This window comes from Streptomyces sp. NPDC002130 (genome assembly GCF_040296465.1).
GTDB lineage: Bacteria > Actinomycetota > Actinomycetes > Streptomycetales > Streptomycetaceae > Streptomyces.
This window is the reverse complement of record NZ_JBEOXI010000174.1, coordinates 1-17947: the sequence shown is the minus strand read 5'-3', so window position 1 is coordinate 17947 and position 17947 is coordinate 1. Positions and strand designations below refer to the sequence as shown.

The following is a 17947-nucleotide window of genomic DNA, read 5'->3' as shown; positions in this document are numbered from 1 at the left end:
GCCTGGTGCGCTGGGACAGCGGGGGTAACCACCTCTGGGGGTACTCGCCTCCGAAGGATGTCGAATACATCGACACTGTCTACGCCTTCAACGTCCGGGGCGGCCGGGCAGCCACGGGCGGGCGGCCCGTCCCGGGGCCGGTGTCCGGCTCAGCACCGTGCGAGCGGTGTCCGTGGTGCTCCGGGGGGCCGTGCGGGCCGAGGGAAGGAGCAGCGGCAGCAGGGCCGCCAGCGCGGCGAGCCTTCCCCGGCCCCGTTCCTCCCAGTCGGTGCCGTAGGCGGCGCCGGCGGCCGCCTCCAGCTCGGTGACGAACGCCTCGGCCTGTGCGGGCCGTTCCGCCGGGTCCTTGGCCAGACCGCGCCGCACCAGCTCCCGCACCGCGTCGGGGACCTCCTCTGCGGGGACCGGCGCGTCGAGATGCCGCAGCGCGAGCTCCGCGAGGTTGTCGCCGGCGTACGGCTTGTGCCCCGTCAGGCACTCGAAGAAGGTGGCCGTGGCCGCGTAGACGTCGGAGGCGGGCGAGGCGGGTGCGCCGGTCCACTGCTCGGGGGCCATGTAGGAGGGGGTTCCCGCCACACCGGCGCTGGTGCCCGCGTCGACGGCGATGCCGAAGTCGACGAGCTTGGAGGAGCCGTCCGGTACGACCAGGACGTTCTCCGGTTTGTAGTCGCGGTGGACGACGCCGAGGTGGTGCGCGTCGGCCAGACCGAGCAGGGATCCCTTCAGGACGACGAGTGCGGCCTCCGGAGCGAGGGGGCCCTCCCGCCTGAGCAGCGTGCGCAGCGGGACGCCGTCGACCAGCTCCATCACGATGGCGGCGCCGTCGGGGCTCTCCACGTATTCGTAGAGCCCGGCGACATGAGGGCTCTCCAGCCCGCCGAGCAGCCGTGCCTCCGCCCGGAAGTCGCGCACGAACCCGGGCCGGGTGCGCAGTGACTCGCTGAGGTACTTCACGGCGACCGGCACACCGGTCTCCTCGTGCACGGCGAGGACGACCCGGCCGCTGGCCCCTGCCCCGAGTTCGAGCGACTCGGTGTATCCGGGCACCGCCCATGTGTTCATTTCCAGCCCCCCAAGGCGGCCGCTCCCCAGCGGCCGGCCACGCTCGGAGACACATTTTTCGGCCACTTCGGTTGCGTGGCCAGAAGTATGCGCGAGGCGTACCCGGACCGTGACAGAGGCGCGGTCGTGCCGGCGAAGGCCGCGAACCGGTGCCGCCCGCTCAGGCTCGGGACACGTTCGCTGCCGGGCCGAGCAGACCGAGCAGGAGCAGCGTCACGTCGTCGTCAGAGGTGTCCGTGTCCGCGATGAGGGTCCTGATCAGGTGCTCCGCCGCCTGGTCGAGGGTGCCGGGGGCGTCGACGGGAGCGCCCTTCAGCGCGATGTCGACGGTGCGGGTGAGGACGTCGGCCTGCGCCTCGATGTCGGTGCCGGGCCTTTCGACCAGAGGAAGCGGCCGTCCATGCGGTGGCCGAGTCCGACACGGGTCGGCCCGGCGAGGTGCTGCGCCGCGCGAGGTGCTGAGCCCTTCGATGCGCCGCTCGTTCCCGCCGCGCGGGTTCGGCGGGCCGCTACCCTGACCGGCGAGCCCGGCGGCAGGCACCCGCAGTCGGTGCCGCGCTCGCCCCGGCCCCGGCGCCCGCCCCCGTGGCACCACCCGCCGTACGGCGGGCAGTTTCCGCCGCCCGGCGGCGTCCCCGGACGGGGCGCCGGGCCCGATCATGGCTGCCCGAGCCGCCGTGACCTCGCGTGAGGAGACGCCATGACGCACGTTCCGCCCCCGTTCGACCCCGAACTCGCCGCCGCCCTGGAGCTGATCAAGGACATGATCAGCCCGGGGCTGACCCTCGACGAGATCGCCGAGGTGCGCCAGGGGCCGGCCATCCAGATGCTGGCCGAGCTGGACCTGACGTCGGGCGGGGCGTTCGAGGTGGAGGACCGGCAGGTGCCGGGGCCGCAGGGCGAGCCGGACATCTCCCTGCTGATCTGCCGCCCGGCCGCGCCGGAGACCGCCGGGCCGCGCCCCGTGATCTACCACGTGCACGGCGGCGGCATGGTCCTCGGGAACAACCGGGTCGGCGTCGACGTACCCCTGGCATGGGCGCAGGCGCTGGACGCGGTCGTGGTGTCCGTGGAGTACCGACTGGCGCCGGAGCATCCGTATCCCGCACCGGTCGAGGACGTCTACGCCGGGCTGCTGTGGACGGCGGACCACGCCGCCGAACTCGGCGCGGACCCCGAGCGGATCGTCATCGCGGGTGCGAGCGCCGGCGGCGGGCTGTGCGCGGCCCTGGCCCTGCTGACCCGGGACCGCAAGGGGCCGCAGCCGATCGGGCAGCTGCTGATGTGCCCGATGCTCGACGACCGCAACGACACGCCCTCGACGCATCAGATGGCGGGCCTCGGCGTGTGGGACCGCACCGCCAACGAGACCGGCTGGACCGCGCTGCTCGGCTCGCACCGCGGCGGCCCCGACGTGCCGGCGTACGCGGCGCCGGCCCGTGCCGAGGACCTGACGGGGCTGCCTCCCGCCTTCCTCGACGTGGGCTCGGCGGAGACGTTCCGCGACGAGGTCGTCGACTATGCCTCGCGCATCTGGCAGGCCGGCGGGGTGGCCGAGCTGCACGTGTGGCCGGGCGGCTTCCACGGCTTCGACGGGTTCGCACCGCAGGCGGCGGTGTCCCAGGCGGCGCGAGGAGCCCAGGAAGCCTGGCTGCGGAGGTTGCTGGGGGTGTAAGGGGCGGGGCGGGGGCAGCGGGTCCGGCGAAGCCCACGCATGCCGACTGCCCGCAAGAGCGGCCGCATGCGGAGGTCGCCGGGAGTGTGAGGAGGCGGGGACGGCCGGTCCGGTGAAGCCCACACACGCCGACTGCCCGCAAGAGCGGCCGCATGCGGAGGTTGCTGTGAAGCGGCGGGGGCAGCGGGTCCGGTGAAGCCCTCGGAGGCGGCCGAACCGCACAAGGGGCCGCCGACTGCCGGGGGCGCGTGAAGCGCTGGGCGCGGCGGGTCCGGCGAAAGCCCTCGCACTCCGACCGACCGCAAAAGCGGCCGCATACCGCACCATGGGCCTATGAAAGAGCTGGCCGGGCGGCTGACCGCCCTCGACCCGGATGCCGGTGCGGCGGTCCGGGTCATCGCCTACTTCGACCGCCTGGCCGAGTCCAGGGCGGGGGTGGAGGCGCTCGTGCGCGGCGCCGCCGTGCTGGCCGGCTGCCCGGCGCGGCTGGTGGATCCGGAGCGGCGCGTGCACGTGAGGGTGGAGGCCGACGGCACCCGGCGTGACGAGAAGGCCCCACCGGACCCGGCCTGGCCCTTCGCGCGACTGAGCCCCGACAGCGCGGCGGTGCTGTGGCTGGAGCGGGGAGCGGGCGACGCCGGGCCCCCCGCGCGCAACGGAGTGGACGCGGGTTACGCCCGAGCCGTGCCCGAGAACGCCGACGCGCAGCACACGCAGGTCGCCCCCAGCGTCGTCGACGCCGTGATCCTGGAACGGGCCGCCGGTGCCGTACGACTCGTCCTCGACCGCACGCGCGGCCGGGCACCGGCCGACGATCCGGCGCTGGTCGAGACCCTCCTCGACGCCACCGCCCCCGAACAGGCCCGGCTGCACGCCGCCCGCCGCCTCGGTCTGGACCTTGCCGCCCACGCCCGGGCCCTCGCCCCGCTGCACGGCCGGCCCCTGGTGATACCCGCCGATGCGGGGCCCGTTCCGCGGGCGGGTTACGCGTCCGCGGAAGGCACCGGCCGGCCCGGGACCGGCCTCACGAGCCCGGCGGCCGTGCGGACCGCACCCGGTCCCCGCGGCGGCGCGGAGGAGCTCCCACCCGCAGCTCGACCCGCCACCCCGGTGCCGACCGCTCCGCGTCCCCGGACCGGCTCGACCGCGTTCCCCGGCGGCCCCGACCGCCATGCCGCCAACCTCCACCCCGCTCCCCCGGCCCTCCGCCTCCCCGCCGGGCGCCTAGGGGTCGGGCCCGCCGTGCCCGTGCTCGAGCTGCCCAGGTCCTGGGCCGGGGCCCGTACCGCCCTGCGGTTCACCGCCGAGGACACCCCGCAGGACCCCGGGCCCTCGGTCGTCCACGCCGACGAGCTGGGCGGTATCGCCCTCCTCGCCGATCTCGTCGCGCCGGGTTCCGAGCCGCCGGACGACGTCCGTGCCCTGGAGACCGCCGCCGCGACCGCCCCCTGGCTGCCGGCCACCCTGCACGCGGTCGCGTCCACGTCGAGCCTGCGGGCGGCCGCCGCCGAGATCAACGTCCACCACTCCACGCTCCAGGAGCGCCTGGCCCACGCCGAGCACCTTCTCGGCTGGCCGGTCCGCACGCCGCAGGGACGGCTCCGCCTGCAACTCGCCCTCACGATGCGCCGGCTGGCCCGGCCCTGAGCGCCGCGGGACCCGCCGTATCCGCCGCACCCCAACCATGAACGCCCCCGCCGTCTCCCCCGCACCCGGCCCATGGCCCGCCGCACGCCGAGGAAAAGCCGCCCGCCGAGGAAAAGCCGCAAGTCAGCCACACCGCCGCCCTCCGAAACCGCCCGTCGGCGTGATCCGGATCGCGTCGGCGTCCCGCCCTCCCGCTGTCCTCCTGCGGCAGACTGTCCGAGCGCCCTCCGTACACGATTCGGGAGCTTGAGGCATGAGCGTGCAGCGGTACCCCCTGGCCGGGGTCACGGTGGTCAGTCTGGAGCAGGCCGTGGCCGCGCCCTACGCCACCCGGCAGCTCGCCGACCTCGGGGCCCGGGTGATCAAAGTGGAGCGGCCGGGCGGCGGCGACTTCGCCCGCCGGTACGACACGACCGTGCACGGGCACTCCAGCTACTTCGTCTGGCTCAACCGCTCCAAGGAGTCCCTCACCCTCGACCTGAAGGACCCCCGCGGCCACGAGATCCTGCACGACCTCCTCGACGGCGCCGACGTCTTCGTGCAGAACCTCGCCCCGGGCGCCGCCGCCCGGCTCGGTCTGGACGCCGCCACCGTCACCGGCCGCCGGCCCGGCCTGATCCCGTGCACGATCTCCGGCTACGGCACGACCGGCCCCTGGTCCGACCGCAAGGCCTACGACCTGCTCGTCCAGTGCCAGACCGGGCTGGTGTCGCTGACCGGAACCCCCGAGGGCACCGCACGGACCGGGATCTCCGTCGCCGACATCGCCGCCGGGATGTACGCCTACAGCGGCGTCCTCACGGCCCTGTACACCCGGGCCACCACCGGCGAGGCCCACCCCGTGGAGGTGTCGCTGTTCGAGGCGCTCGCGGAGTGGATGGGCCAGCCCGCCTACTACACCCGGCACGGCGGCACCCAGCCCCCGCGCCTGGGCACCCAGCACGCCACGATCGCGCCGTACGGGACGTACACCGCCGCCGACGGCCAGGACGTGCTGTTCTCCATCCAGAACGAGCGGGAATGGGTGGCGCTGTGCGCCGAGTTCCTCGGCCGTCCGGAGCTGGCCGACGATCCGCGGTTCGCCACCGGCTCCGACCGCGTCGCCCACCGGGAGGAGCTCAACGCCGTCGTCGCCGAGCGTTGCGCCCGCTCCGGGTCCGACGAGATCCTCAAGGATCTGGAGCGCATCGGCATCGCCTGCGCCGGGGTCAACGACGTGGCCGCCTTCCTGGACCACCCCGTGCTGGCCGCCCGGGGCCGCTGGAGCGAGGTCGAGGTGCCGGGCGCCACCGTGGAGGCGCTGCTCCCGCCCGCCGACCTCGCCGGTCTGCCCGCGCGCATGGACCCCGTGCCGGCGGTGGGCGAGCACACCGGGGCGATCCTCGCCGAACTGGGCCGCACCGACGAGGAGGTGGCGGCCCTGCGCGCGGACGGGGTCGTCTGACGGCAGCCCCTCCCCCGCCGCCTAGCGGGACTCCACGGCAGGCTCTCCCGCCCCCTCGGCCTGCTGCCGCTTCGACGCGCGCAGACTCGTGAACGTCGTGACCGCCAGGACCAGCACGATGAAGCCCAGCGAGAACGGGATGCCGATCTCGGGAACGTGAACGCCCGACTCGTGCAGCGCGTGGAGCACCAGCTTCACGCCGATGAAGCCCAGGATGATCGACAGGCCGTAGGAGAGGTGGACCAGCCTCTTCAGCAGGCCGCCTATGAGGAAGTACAGCTGGCGCAGGCCCATCAGGGCGAAGGCGTTCGCGGTGAACACGATGTACGGGTCCTGCGTCAGGCCGTAGATGGCCGGGATGGAGTCCAGGGCGAACAGCACGTCGGTGGAGCCGATCGCGAGCATCACGACCAGCATCGGCGTCATGATCCGCTTGCCGTTCTCGGTGATGAACAGCTTCGTGCCGTGATAACGGTCGGCCACGCCGAAGCGCTGCTCCGCCATCTTCAGCAGCTTGTTCTCCTGGTACTCCTCGTCGTGGTCCTGCTTTCGGGCGTCCTGGACCAGCTTCCAGGCGGTCCAGATCAGGAACGCGCCGAAGAGGTAGAAGACCCAGGAGAAGGCGGAGATGATCGCCGCCCCGGCCGCGATGAACACCGCCCGCAGCACCAGGGCCATCAGGACGCCGATCATCAGCACCCGCTGCTGGTACTGCGACGGCACCGCGAACTTCCCCATGATCAGGACGAAGACGAAGAGGTTGTCGACGCTCAGCGACTTCTCGGTGATGTACCCGGCGAAGAACTCACCCGTGGGCCCGCTCCCACCGGCGAACCACAACCCCGCGCCGAACAGCACGGCCAGGACGACCCACACCACCGTCCACGTCCCGGCTTCCTTGATGGACACGTCGTGCGGCTTGCGGCCGATGAAGAAGTCGAGGGCGACGAGCACGCACAGGGCGGCCACGGTCAGCAGCCACACGGACGGCGAGACGTTCACTTGTTACTCCTGATGCAGGTGTGGGGAGGGGACATCCTTGTCCGGTGTGGCTGGTTCCCGCCACCCCTGCCAGGTGAACAACAAGTCAAAGCTGCACGTGCAGCGCTTCCATCACGTCCTCGTCCGTCAGCTGCTCGAAGTTCTCGTACCAGAGGCCCACGGCCATGAACGCGGCCGGCCGGTGCAGGCAGATGACCTCGTCGGCCTCGGCGCGCATCGACTCGGTGCCCTCCGGGGAACCGACGGGCGCGGCCAGCAGCACCCGCGCGGGCCCCTGACGGCGTACGAAGCGCAGCGCGGCACGGGCCGTGGAACCGGTCGCCAAGCCGTCGTCGACGACGATCACGGTCCGTCCGCGCAGGTCCGGGGCCGGTCGGCCCTGCCGATAGAGCCGTTCACGGCGCCGCAGTTCGGCGCGCTCCCGCTCGATGACGGGGGCGAGGGCTGCCTCGCCGATACCGAGGTGGCGCAGGGCGTCCTCGTCGAGGAGCGGCACCTCGTCGGCGGCCATGGCGCCGACGCCGAGCTCCTCCTGGTGGGGCGCCCCGATCTTCCGTACGACGAGCACGTCGAGCGGGGCGTCCAGCGCGGCGGCGACCTCGCGCGCCACGGCGACCCCGCCCCGGGGCAGGGCGAGCACCAGGGGGTCGGGCAGGTCTCCCTCGCGCTGCCGGGTGCGCAGCGTTTCGGCCAGTTCCCCACCGGCCTGCCGGCGATCACGGAACCGCATGACGGTCACCTCTGCTTCCCGCACGAAGAGGGTCCTCGGCCGGTCCGGCTCCCGCCCCCGGCCGGTCCTGCTCACGCCCTCGGCCGGTCCGGCTCCCGCGTACCCCCGCGCCCGCCGGACGATGCGCGCCTTACGGACCCGGCGGTCATCGGCCTGTGGCCGTCCTCAGCTGCTCGTCGCACCACTGCCGGGCGGCGTCGGTGACCTGGTCGAGTGCGCCGGGCTCCTCGAACAGGTGGGTGGCGCCGGGCACCACACGGAGGGTGTGCGGGGCGGGCAGCCGCCGGGCCGCCTCCTCGTTGAGCCGCAGCACGTGTGTGTCCCGGCCGCCCACGATGAGCAGCACCGGGACCCGCACGGCGTCCAGGGCGTCGCCCGCCAGGTCGGGCCGTCCGCCGCGTGAGACGACCGCCCGTACCCGGTCGGGGCGTCGAGCGGCGGCGACCAGGGCCGCGCCCGCGCCGGTGCTGGCGCCGAACAGGACGACGGGCAGGGCCGAGGTGTCCGGGTCCTGCGCCAGCCAGTCGAGGGCGGCCAGCAGCCGGCGGCCCAGCAGGGTGATGTCGAAGCGGAGTTCGGCGGTGACGGCGTCCTTGCGTTCCTCGTCCTCGGTGAGCAGGTCGACGAGCAGGGTGCCGAGCCCGGCGGTGCGCAGGCCCGCGGCGACCTCGCGGTTGCGGGGGCTGTGCCGGGAGCTGCCGCTGCCGTGCGCGAAGAGCACGACCGCGCGGGCGTCCGGCGGCACGGTCAGATCGCCGGTGAGGCCCGCGCCGCCGGCGGGCAGGGTGACCGTCCGGTTGATCATCGTCAGCCTCCTCTCCCCCGCTCCCCGTGGTACCCACGCCCGGCCGGACGTCCCATGGCGCGATCTGTGGGATGCGTGTCGTTGACGCCGCAGTGCGCGTCGATGGAGCGTGGGGGGCGTGACCGATCGCCGCATCGTCTTCGTCGTCTTCGACGGCTTCCAGCCGCTCGACCTCACCGGACCGCACGAGGTGTTCCACAGCGCGGGCGGGTACGCCTGCGAGGTCGTGGGGACCAGGGCAGGACCGGTCCGGTCGGTCAGCGGGCTGGTCATGGAGGCCGCGCACGGCGTGGACGACCTCGACCCGGCCGGCACCGACACCCTGGTGGTGGTCGGCGGCCAGGGCGTCGACCGGGCCCGGCAGGACGCGGACCTGGTCGCCTGGGTCGCCGCCACGGCGGCCGGTGCCCGGCGGGTGGCATCGGTGTGCAGCGGTGTCTTTCTGCTGGCCGCCGCGGGGCTGCTGGACGGGCGGCGGGTCACCACGCACTGGGCCCGCGCGGAGCAGCTGACCCGGGAGCATCCCGAGGTGCGGGTGGACTGCGATCCGATCTTCGTCCGGGACGGGCGGGTGTGGACCTCGGCCGGAGTGACGGCGGGGATGGATCTGGCGCTCGCCCTGGTGGAGGACGACCTCGGCCGGGACGCCGCGCACGAGGTGGCCCGTCGGCTGGTGCTGTTCCTGCGCCGCCCGGGCGGCCAGTCGCAGTTCAGCGTGGCGCTGTGGTCGCGGCAGCCGGCGACGGACCCGGTGCGGGCCGCCGTCACCGCGATCCACGCCGACCCCGGTGCCCGGCACGACATCGCCGGTCTCGCCGCGCACGCCGGGCTGAGTTCGCGTCACCTGCAGCGCCGCTTCACCGCCGAACTCGGCGTGCCCCCGGCGGCGTACGTCGAGCGGGTGCGCGTCGAGGCGGCCCAGCGGGCGCTCACGGCCGGGGACGAACCGGTCGACGCCATCGCCCGCCGCTGCGGCTTCGTCACAGCCGAGACCCTGCGCCGCACGTTCCACCGCCGGCTCGGTGTCGCGCCGTCGGACTACCGCGCCCGGTTCCGCTCCACCACAGGCCCCCTGGGGCCTTCGGGACCCGGGACAGATCCCACAGAGGAAGGACGTACCGCATGACCACCTACGGCCTGCTGGTCTTCGAGGACGCCGAGGAGCTCGACTTCGTGGGGCCCTGGGAGGTCTTCACCGTCTCCGCCCGGCTCCGGGACGGCGCCGACACGGCCGTGCTCGTCTCCGAGCATCCCGGGCCCGTGCGCTGCAACAAGGGCCTGCGTGTCCTGCCCGACCACACTCTCGACGACCATCCGCCGCTGGACGTGCTGCACGTGCCGGGCGGGCTGGGCGCTCGGGAGACGCAGCTGCACAACCCGGTGGTCACCGACTGGATCGCGAAGACCGCCGAGCGGGCCGCGTGGGTGCACGGGGTGTGCACCGGCACGTTCCTGCTGCACGCGGCCGGGCCCGCCCGGGGGCGCCGGGTGGCCACGCACTGGAGCCAGGAGGACACCCTGGAGGCGCGGGGGGACGTGACCGTGGTCCGGGACGCCCGCTATGCGGTCGACGGCAACCTGGTCACCAGCCAGGGTGTCTCTGCCGGTATCGACAGCGCGTTGTGGCTGGTCGGGCGCTTGCACGGCCGGGAGCACGCACGGGCCGTGCGGCGGTACATCCAGTACGACCCGGCGCCGCCGTACCTCGCGGACGAGCCCGTTTGACCCACCCGTGCGGCGCGGGGCCGCATGGGTGGGCGAGCCTCGGGCAGTCGATGTTCATGGGCGGTGACACGGGCGACGGCGGGCAAGGGCGGCAGCCGGGCGAGTGCGGACACCAGGCGGTGCCGCATCCGGGCGACATCCGGATCGAGGCGTGGGCGGCGTGCAGAGAGCACTGTCTGGCGGAGGCCGTCCTGGCGATGGTGGAGTGCTTCGCGGACGTCTCCCGGGTGCGGCCCACCGCCGTGGACCGGGTCCGTCTGCCCGAGGCCAGCGACGACGACCTGCTCGCCGCGCTGCTGGACGAGGTCATCTTCCGCCTGGAGGCGTACGGCCAGGTGCCCGTGGACGTCGAGGCCGACGAGGCCGACGGCGGCCTGGACGTACGGCTGGCGGTCACGGGCCTCGCCGACGTGGAGATCAGGGGCGCGGTCCCGACGGCGGTGGCGTGGGACACGCTGCGGATCGGGCCGGACCCGTACGGGTGGTCGTGTGCGGTGAGGGTCGACGCCTGACCCCGGTGGCCGGGGGCGCCTACCGTGGAGGGGTGGGCGGCGCAGTCGTGACGCTGTTCCTGTGCGGTGACGTGATGCTCGGGCGCGGCGTCGACCAGATCCTCGCGCACCCCGGTGATCCGGCACTGCGGGAGGCGTACGTCGAGGACGCCCGGTCCTACGTCCGGCTCGCGGAGTCGGCGCACGGCCCCGTGCCCGTGCCGGTGGCCGCGTCATGGCCGTGGGGTGTGGCGCTGCGGGTGCTGGACGAGGCCGCTGTGGACGCCCGGATCGTGAATCTGGAGACCTCGGTGACGCGCGCCGGTACCTTCGCGCCTGGCAAGGAGATCCACTACCGGATGCACCCGGCGAACCTGCCGGCCCTGGCGGTGGCCCGGCCGGACGTGACCGTTCTCGCCAACAACCACGTCCTGGACTTCGGCCGAAGAGGGCTGCTGGAGACCCTGGAAACCCTGGCCCGGGCGGGCCTGCGGGCGGCGGGCGCGGGACGCGACGCCGAGGAGGCGTACGCGCCCGCCGTCGTCCCGCTTGCCGGCGGTCGCCGCCTGCGGGTGTTCGCCCTCGGAGCACACTCCAGCGGCATCCCGTCCGGCTGGGCGGCGACGGCGGACCGGCCGGGCGTCGCGTATCTGCCCGATCTCTCGCCGGCCGCGGCCGAAGCCGTGGTGCGGCGGCCGGGCCGGTCCGGTGACCTCACCGTGGCGTCCGTGCACTGGGGCTCCAACTGGGGGTACCGCGTGCCCCGCGAACAGGTCCGCTTCGCGCACGCACTGATCGACGCTGGAGCCGACGTCGTCCACGGGCACTCCTCGCACCACCCCCGCCCGCTGGAGGTGTACCGGGACCGGCTGATCCTCTACGGCTGCGGCGACTTCGTCGACGACTACGAGGGCATCTCCGGTCACGAGCAGTACCGCGACGACCTGCGCCTGGCCTTCCTCGTGTCGGTCGAGGCGGACAGCGGGCGGCTGGCGGGGCTGCGCATGGTGCCGCTCCGGGTCCGGCGGATGCGGCTGGAGCCCGCCTCCGGGGAGGACCGCGCCTGGCTGCGCGCCACGCTGGACCGGATCAGCGGTGGGGTTTCGGTGCGGGAGGCGGCCGACGGTTCGCTGGTGCTCGCGGAGCCGGTCGCGTGACGTGGGCGGACGAGGGCGTCGAGGGGAGAGGGCGGCGTGGGCGCCCGCGCGTGGGCGCCCGCGCGTGGGAGGCCGACGTGGGAGGCCGACGTGGGAGGTCAGCCCGCCCACGCCACCAGCCGGTCGCGGCTCTCCGGCTCCCGCAGCCGGGCGAGCGACTCCTTCTCGAGCTGGCGCACCCGCTCCCGGGTCAGACCGACCCGTCCGGCGACCTCGTTCAGCGTGCGGGTGTGCCCGTCGTGCAGCCCGTAGCGCAGGCTGAGGATCATGGCCTCGCGGGGCGCGAGCGTGCCGACGGCCTCACGCAGTTCCTCGGCGAGCGCCCGGAACTCGGCGACCTCCGGAGCCTGGAGCACCTCGGTGTCGGCGATGAGGTCGCCGACGACGGTCTCGCCCTTCTCGTCGACCGGAGTGTCCAGGCTGACCGCGTCCCGTCCGACGTGGCGCAGCCAGCCGATCCGGTCCTCGGCGAGGCCGCTCTCCCGGGCCACCTCCGCGATGCTCGGCTCACGCTCCAGGTCGAGCCGCAGCCGCCGCTCGACCTTGGCGATCTTCTGCAGCTGCTCCACGACGTGCATCGGCAGCCGCACCGAGCGCGCGTGCGCGGCCAGACCCCGTTCGATCGCCTGGCGGATCCACCAGGTGGCATACGTCGAGAACTTGAAGCCCTTGGTGTGGTCGAACTTCTCCACGGCCCGGATCAGCCCCAGGTTGCCCTCCTGGATGACGTCCAACAGGGGCAGACCGCGATGGGCGTGCCGTTTGGCCATCGACACCACGAGCCGGAGGTTGGCCCGGACCATGTGATCCTTGGCAGCCTGTCCGTCGCGGACGGCCTCCTCCAGTTCCCGGCGCCGCGTCGCCGTGAGGTCGCCCTCGCCGGCGTCGGCCCGGTCGAGTTCCTCCAGCGCCTGTACGCCGGTCTCTAGCCGCCGGGCCAGGCGGACCTCGTCCTCCGCCGTGAGCAGGGCCGTCGCCGAGATCTGCGCGAGGTACTGGCCGAGAAGGTCCGGCTCCTCGTCCGGCTCGGGGATGCGGCTGCGCAGCCGGGCCGTGCGGACGGGGGCGCGCCGGTCCTCCCGGGCGTCCGCCGCGGGGTCTTCTGCCAGGGGAGACATCGTCGGGTTCCTCCCTCTCCCGTCTCGTTCCGGCTCGCCCTGGCGGGTACCCGGTGGAATCGGCCCCGAACCGTGTGCCCCGGAGCCCTCGGGGGTACCCCGGGGCCCATGACCGGCATCGAACTCAGCAGCAACGCGTTCAACGACCATTCCTTCATCGCGCGCCGGTACGCGTACGAGGGACCCAACGTCTCTCCGCCGCTGACCTGGAGCGGCGTACCGGACGACGCGGCGGAACTGGTCCTGCTGTGCGAGGACCCCGACGCCCCGTCGGGCACCTTCGCGCACTGGGTCGTGGTCGGCATCGACCCGCACAGCGACGGCGTCGAGGCCGGGCAGATCCCACCGGGCGGCACGGAGCTCGTCAACGGCTACGGCCAGCACGGCTGGGGCGGCCCGCATCCCCCGCCGGGTGACGACGCCCATCACTACTTCTTCCGGCTCTACGCCCTGTCCGAGCCGTGTGTCCTGCCCGACGCGCCGCGCGCGGACCAGGTGCACGAGGAGGTCGACAAGCGCCGCCTCGCGGACGGGACGCTGGTGGGGCTGTACCAGCGCTGAGCCGTTTCACCGTACCGCCGCCTCACAACGGATGGTTGTGACAGGGGCGCCCGGCGGTTGTTTGCCCGGCGCCCCCGCTCTGGCTTGGATGACTCCCGGACAACGCGGGTTGTCCACGGGAGCGGGGAGTGCGCCGGGTATGGCGGGCAGACGGTCGCTGGGGCGGCGTTTCGGGTGGCTGTGGGGCGCGTACGCGGTCAGCACGGCCGGCACGTGGCTCGCGTTCGACGCGTTCGCCCTGATCGCGGTCCTGGCGCTGGACGCCGGTCCGGCGCAGGTGTCGTTGCTGGCCGCGGTGGGGCCGGCGGTCGGCGCGGCGGTGTCCGTGCCTCTCGGGCCATGGGTGGAGATCCGCCGCAAACGGCCGGTGATGATGGCGACGGACCTGGTCCGGTGCGCTGTGCTGCTGAGCATCCCCGTCGCGTTCGCGCTCGGCCGGCTCACCTTCGGCCAGTTGCTGCTGGTGTCAGTGGCCGTCGCGGCGGCCGACATCACCTTCAACGCGGCGGCGGGGGCGTTCCTGAAGGACCTGCTGCCGCGCCAGGACCTGCTGGTGGCGAACGGGCGGTTCGAGGCGACGACCTGGACCGCCAGCATGGTCGGCCCGCCGCTGGGCGGGGCCGCGATCAGCCTGTTCGGTCCGGTGACGACGGTGGTGGCCGACGCGGTGAGCTATCTGCTCTCGGCGCTCGGCCTCCGGGCGATCGGCGACGCCGAGAAGCGCCCCGTGCGACCGCACCCCGCGGTCACCCGCCCCGGGGACCTGCTGGAAGGCTGGCGCCACATCCTGGCCGACCCGGCACTGCGTCCGCTCTTCTTCAACTCGCTCCTGGTGAACTCCCTGATCATGGCGGCATCCCCGCCGCTGCTGATCCTGATGGTGGACGACCTGCACTTCGCCCCCTGGCAGTACGCCCTCGCCTTCGCGGTGCCCTGCACCGGCGGCCTGCTCGGCTCCCGCCTGGCCCCGCGCCTCGTCGCACGCCACGGTCGGCACCGGGTGCTGCGCACCGCCGGGGTGCTGCGGGCCTGCTGGCCGATCGGCCTGGCCTTCACGGGCCCCGGCACGCCCGGTCTCGTGCTGGTCATGCTGGTGGAGTTCGGCCTGATCACCTGCTGCGCGGTCTACAACCCGGTCCTCGCCACACACCGGCTCGACCGCACCCCCGCGGACCGGGTCACCCGCACCCTGTCCGCCTGGTCGGCCACCGGCAAGGCCACCACCGCGACGATGACCGCCCTGTGGGGCGTACTGGCCGCCCGGACCGGTCCCCGCACGGCCATCGCGCTGGCCGGAGCCCTGCTCCTCGTCACGCCGCTGCTGCTCCCCCGCCGGGACGACGCCACGGAGGCCGGCGATGAACCGGCCTCCGTGGCAGTGCGGCCGGACGGCGGCTGACCGGACCGGGTCCGGCTCAGACCGCCCCGGGCACGTCCTCCGTGACGCCGTTCAGCTCGGAGGCCGGGTCCGTGCCGTAGGGGCGGGTGAGGATCTCCAGGCCGTGGCCCGCCGGGTCGAGGAAGTAGACGCCCCGGCCGCCGTCGTTGCGGTTGATGCGGCGGGGGTGATTGCCGTGCGGGTCGGCCTGGATGGGGATGCGGGCCTCGACCAGGCGGGCCAGGGCCTGGTCGAACTCGTCCTCGGAGACGAGGAACGCGTAGTGCTGCATGGGAATCTCGGCGTCGATGGTGAGGAAGTCCAGCGTGACTCCGTTGGCGGTGGTCACCGGCAGGAAGACCCCGGTCGGTGCCCCGACCCGCAGTCCCAGGATCTCGGCGAGGAAACGAGCGGACTTCTCCCGGTCCCGGGACAGGACGATGGTGTGATTGAACTCGACTGACACGGTTGAATGCCTCCACGGGCATCTCCGCGGCGCCTCCATGCCTCACCCGGACGGTGACCGGCACGCGATGCCGCGCGGTGGATCGTAGACAGCGGCGGTCGGGGTCGTCGAGCTGTTTTCGGCCGTGTTCGGGTCCGTCGGCGGAGTGCTCCCGTCCCTGTCGGCCCAGCCGATCCTGACAATTGTCAGGACCGCGTCGGCACGGGGCTCCCTACAGTTCTGAACGTCGGCAAGCCGCCCGTCCCGGCGGCCGTCCGAGCCGGATCAGGACCACGTCCGGCACTCCCTTCTCGCCTTCGTCCTTCGGGGGACAGACACATGAAGCGACTGATCAGCCGTACCGCCATGGGCCTCGCCGTGAGCGCGCTCGCCGTCGGCGGTCTCGCCACCACGGCCCAGGCGGCCCCGGCCGCCGCCAGCGGCGGCGACCCGACGCTCACCGACGTCTACATCTGGGCCACCGACGTCAACCTGCGCCAGCAGCCGACCACCGACTCCCCGCGGCTCGCCGTCCGTTCGCAGTGGTACGCGGACGCCCTGTGCCAGACGCAGGGCCAGACCGTGCACGACCCGGCGGTCGGCACCAACAACTGGTGGACCGCCGTCATGGAGTTCTCGAAACCTTGCGGTGGGTGCAGGCGGAATTGACGGTGGGGATGGACTGGTACACCCGCTGTGTCGTCGGGATCCAGCTCACGCCGGTGTCGACGAAGGCGGTCGATGCTGCGGCCACGTTGTATCAGGCGTTCCGGCCGCGTCCGGCGGGCAAGGATTGGCCCGCGCATGCGGTGTGGCCCGAGCACGGGATTCCCCGGTCCCTGCTGGTCGACGTCGACGCGATCGACGGGCCAATGTGTGGGGCTGCGTCTCCGGCGCTGGCGCCGGAGACCATCGTGATCGACCACGGCAAGATCTACGTCTCCGAGCATCTGACCAGCGTGTGTCAGCGGATGGGGATCTCGATCCAGCCGGCCCGGTTGCGGACCGGCCGCGACAAGGGGCCGGATGGAGCGGTTCTTCCGCACCATCCGGGAGGACCTGTTGCAGGCGCTGCCCGGATACAAGGGCCCGGATGTGCATTCGCGTGGGGTGGCGCCGGAGTCGGAGGCGTTCTTCTACCTCGACGAGTTGGAGGCGATCATCCGGGAGTGGGTGGCGGTGGTGTACCACCACCGGCCGCACGAGAGCCTGCTCGATCCGCATCTGCCGTCGGTGAAGATGTCGCCGGCGGTGATGTTCGAGCACGGCATCGCCCGGGCCGGCTACATCGAGGTTCCCCGCGATCCTGACCTGGGGTATGAGTTCCTCAAGGTGGAGTGGCGCACCCTGCAGCACTACGGGTTCGAGGTGCACGGTCGCCGGTACCACGGCGACCTGCCGCTCGGGTGCCGCGACGGTGCCAGCCCGTACCCGGACCGGGGAAAGGGCAAGGGCCGGTGGTGGCCACTGCACGTCGACCCGGACGACATCACCCGGATCTACCTGCGGGACCCGATCTCCCGCAGGTGGTATCCGCTCGAGTGGGAGCATGCCCGGTCGATGCAGATGCCGCTCAGTGAGGACGCGTTGGCATTCGCCCGCCGGTTGGCGAAGGCGAAGTACACCTACCCCGACGACCGGATCGCGGTCGCCGACCTGCTCGAGCGCTGGAATCTCGGCCTCGGGTCGAGCATGACCGAGCGGCGCATGGCGTTGCGTATGGCACGTGAGGACGCGGCACTCGACCTCGAACCGCCGCGCACGAACGAGGTGACCGGGCCGCCATCGGTGAGGCGTCATCTCGATCCGTCACACGGCGATACTGCACCCACGGTCGCAGCCTCAGAGGAGGGGATCGACGTCGGTGATGACGACGCCGAGGACGAGCCGGACCGGCCCGACGACGGCGACTTCTACGCCGATGCGCTGGAGTACCTGTGACGATCGCCCTGATCCGGCAGCACCTGCAGGACTTGGCGCCGCTGGGCAACGTGGCGCTCTCCCGCAAGGAGGGGTGGCGCGAGTTCGCCGACGCCCCTTCCCTGGTCGCGCCGGAGGTGCTGACCCGCCGGCAGCTGCGGGCGCTCACCGCGGACGACGCCGAGGTCTACAACCATTTTCGGCAGCTGTGGCACGCCAATTTGGGCCCGATCCGGACACCGCAACTGACCACGCTGCACGAGCAACTCTCGACCGTGGTCGACAGCAACCTCCAGTTCGGCGACAAGGCCAAGGGCGCGGTCGCGATCGACGCCTACCCCGGCCTGGGCAAGACGACATCGGTCCTGGCGTTCGCCAAGGATTTTCACCGCCGCGAGATCCGGATCAAGGGCACCCACACCCGCGATGGCCACCAGCGGTGGCCGGTGTGCCGGGTCGGGTTGACCGGCAACACCGGGCTCAAGGAGTTCAACCGGGCGATGCTCGAGTTCTACGCCCACCCCGGAAACACTCGCGGCACCAGCGCCGACCTGTCCCGTCGCGCCCTGGACTGTGTGACCTCGTGTGAGACCAGGCTTTTGGTGGTCGATGATCTGCATTTTCTCCGCGTGCACGCCACCAGCGGGGTGGAGATCAGCAACCATTTCAAGTACATCGCCAACGAGTTCCCGGTCACCGTGGTGTTCATCGGGGTCAGGCTGGCCCTCTTCCACGCCCTGCGCAAGGACCAGCCGCTGTCGGTGCACCGGCCGCGCGGCGCCGCCCG

The 17947-nt window shown here is 73.1% G+C and carries 18 protein-coding genes and 1 pseudogene; 12 read left to right on the top strand and 7 right to left on the bottom strand.

Annotated elements, in window-relative coordinates; translation table 11 throughout:
• Window positions 1-93: 93 nt before the first annotated feature.
• Window positions 94-1062, bottom strand: a pseudogene (locus ABT116_RS28285) (serine/threonine-protein kinase); the annotation flags it as partial.
• 160 nt (window positions 1063-1222) lie between these two features.
• Window positions 1223-1603, bottom strand: a complete 381-nt coding sequence (locus tag ABT116_RS28280; protein ID WP_351639545.1) for a hypothetical protein — start codon at window positions 1601-1603, stop codon at window positions 1223-1225.
• Window positions 1604-1762: 159 nt separating this feature from the next.
• Between ABT116_RS28280 and ABT116_RS28275 the strand changes: the two genes are divergently transcribed.
• The 3 genes from ABT116_RS28275 to ABT116_RS28265 all read left to right on the top strand — a co-directional run bounded on the left by ABT116_RS28275 (window position 1763) and on the right by ABT116_RS28265 (window position 5828).
• The gene (locus tag ABT116_RS28275) at window positions 1763-2737 is read left to right on the top strand and encodes an alpha/beta hydrolase (RefSeq protein ID WP_351639541.1); all 975 of its coding nucleotides are present in this window, start codon (window positions 1763-1765) and stop codon (window positions 2735-2737) included.
• A 333-nt stretch (window positions 2738-3070) separates the two neighbouring features.
• Window positions 3071-4384 (top strand): helix-turn-helix domain-containing protein, encoded by a 1314-nt coding sequence (locus ABT116_RS28270; RefSeq protein ID WP_351639537.1) that lies wholly within the window; start codon window positions 3071-3073, stop codon window positions 4382-4384.
• 253 nt (window positions 4385-4637) lie between these two features.
• On the top strand, window positions 4638-5828 hold the full coding sequence (locus ABT116_RS28265) for a CaiB/BaiF CoA transferase family protein (protein WP_351639535.1): 1191 nt from the start codon (window positions 4638-4640) through the stop codon (window positions 5826-5828).
• A 21-nt stretch (window positions 5829-5849) separates the two neighbouring features.
• Here ABT116_RS28265 and ABT116_RS28260 read toward each other — a convergent pair whose 3' ends face one another.
• The 3 genes from ABT116_RS28260 to ABT116_RS28250 all read right to left on the bottom strand — a co-directional run bounded on the left by ABT116_RS28260 (window position 5850) and on the right by ABT116_RS28250 (window position 8365).
• A complete protein-coding gene (locus ABT116_RS28260) occupies window positions 5850-6830 on the bottom strand; it encodes a TerC family protein (RefSeq protein WP_351639532.1) in 981 nt (326 codons plus the stop codon).
• A gap of 85 nt (window positions 6831-6915) precedes the next feature.
• The gene (locus tag ABT116_RS28255) at window positions 6916-7560 is read right to left on the bottom strand and encodes a phosphoribosyltransferase (protein WP_351639528.1); all 645 of its coding nucleotides are present in this window, start codon (window positions 7558-7560) and stop codon (window positions 6916-6918) included.
• A 145-nt stretch (window positions 7561-7705) separates the two neighbouring features.
• On the bottom strand, window positions 7706-8365 hold the full coding sequence (locus tag ABT116_RS28250; RefSeq protein ID WP_351639525.1) for a dienelactone hydrolase family protein: 660 nt from the start codon (window positions 8363-8365) through the stop codon (window positions 7706-7708).
• Between the two features lie 118 nt (window positions 8366-8483).
• On the opposite strand from ABT116_RS28250, the gene ABT116_RS28245 reads away from it, so the two are divergent.
• The 4 genes from ABT116_RS28245 to ABT116_RS28230 are packed head-to-tail and all read left to right on the top strand — an operon-like array spanning window position 8484 to window position 11738.
• A complete protein-coding gene (locus tag ABT116_RS28245) occupies window positions 8484-9491 on the top strand; it encodes a GlxA family transcriptional regulator (RefSeq protein WP_351639522.1) in 1008 nt (335 codons plus the stop codon).
• Window positions 9488-10090: a DJ-1/PfpI family protein gene (locus ABT116_RS28240; protein WP_351639519.1), complete on the top strand. Its 603-nt coding sequence runs from the start codon at window positions 9488-9490 to the stop codon at window positions 10088-10090. Before ABT116_RS28245 ends, ABT116_RS28240 begins: the two co-directional genes overlap by 4 nt.
• Window positions 10091-10146: 56 nt before the next feature.
• Window positions 10147-10602 (top strand): archease, encoded by a 456-nt coding sequence (locus ABT116_RS28235; RefSeq protein ID WP_351639516.1) that lies wholly within the window; start codon window positions 10147-10149, stop codon window positions 10600-10602.
• A 32-nt stretch (window positions 10603-10634) separates the two neighbouring features.
• Window positions 10635-11738, top strand: coding sequence for a CapA family protein (locus ABT116_RS28230; RefSeq protein ID WP_351639512.1), 1104 nt, complete (start codon window positions 10635-10637; stop codon window positions 11736-11738).
• Window positions 11739-11836: 98 nt separating this feature from the next.
• Here the strand turns inward: ABT116_RS28230 and ABT116_RS28225 are convergent, their stop codons facing one another.
• The gene (locus ABT116_RS28225) at window positions 11837-12856 is read right to left on the bottom strand and encodes a sigma-70 family RNA polymerase sigma factor (RefSeq protein WP_351639509.1); all 1020 of its coding nucleotides are present in this window, start codon (window positions 12854-12856) and stop codon (window positions 11837-11839) included.
• Window positions 12857-12964: 108 nt separating this feature from the next.
• Here ABT116_RS28225 and ABT116_RS28220 point away from each other — a divergent pair, with 108 nt between their 5' ends.
• Window positions 12965-13417 carry a YbhB/YbcL family Raf kinase inhibitor-like protein gene (locus tag ABT116_RS28220; RefSeq protein WP_351639506.1) on the top strand — a complete coding sequence of 151 codons (453 nt, stop codon included), beginning with the start codon at window positions 12965-12967 and terminating at the stop codon, window positions 13415-13417.
• A gap of 139 nt (window positions 13418-13556) precedes the next feature.
• A complete protein-coding gene (locus ABT116_RS28215) occupies window positions 13557-14816 on the top strand; it encodes an MFS transporter (protein WP_351639504.1) in 1260 nt (419 codons plus the stop codon).
• 16 nt (window positions 14817-14832) lie between these two features.
• Here the strand turns inward: ABT116_RS28215 and ABT116_RS28210 are convergent, their stop codons facing one another.
• Complete coding sequence (locus ABT116_RS28210) at window positions 14833-15261, bottom strand: VOC family protein (RefSeq protein ID WP_351639501.1); 429 nt, start codon at window positions 15259-15261, stop codon at window positions 14833-14835.
• A gap of 318 nt (window positions 15262-15579) precedes the next feature.
• Here ABT116_RS28210 and ABT116_RS28205 point away from each other — a divergent pair, with 318 nt between their 5' ends.
• The 3 genes from ABT116_RS28205 to ABT116_RS28195 form a co-directional block, all read left to right on the top strand.
• A complete protein-coding gene (locus ABT116_RS28205; RefSeq protein WP_351639498.1) occupies window positions 15580-15909 on the top strand; it encodes a peptidase M23 in 330 nt (109 codons plus the stop codon).
• Window positions 15910-16266: 357 nt separating this feature from the next.
• On the top strand, window positions 16267-17181 hold the full coding sequence (locus ABT116_RS28200) for a hypothetical protein (protein WP_366054437.1): 915 nt from the start codon (window positions 16267-16269) through the stop codon (window positions 17179-17181).
• The coding region (locus ABT116_RS28195) for an AAA family ATPase (RefSeq protein WP_351639495.1) at window positions 17178-17947 on the top strand (770 nt) is incomplete at its 3' end. The genes ABT116_RS28200 and ABT116_RS28195, both read left to right, overlap by 4 nt.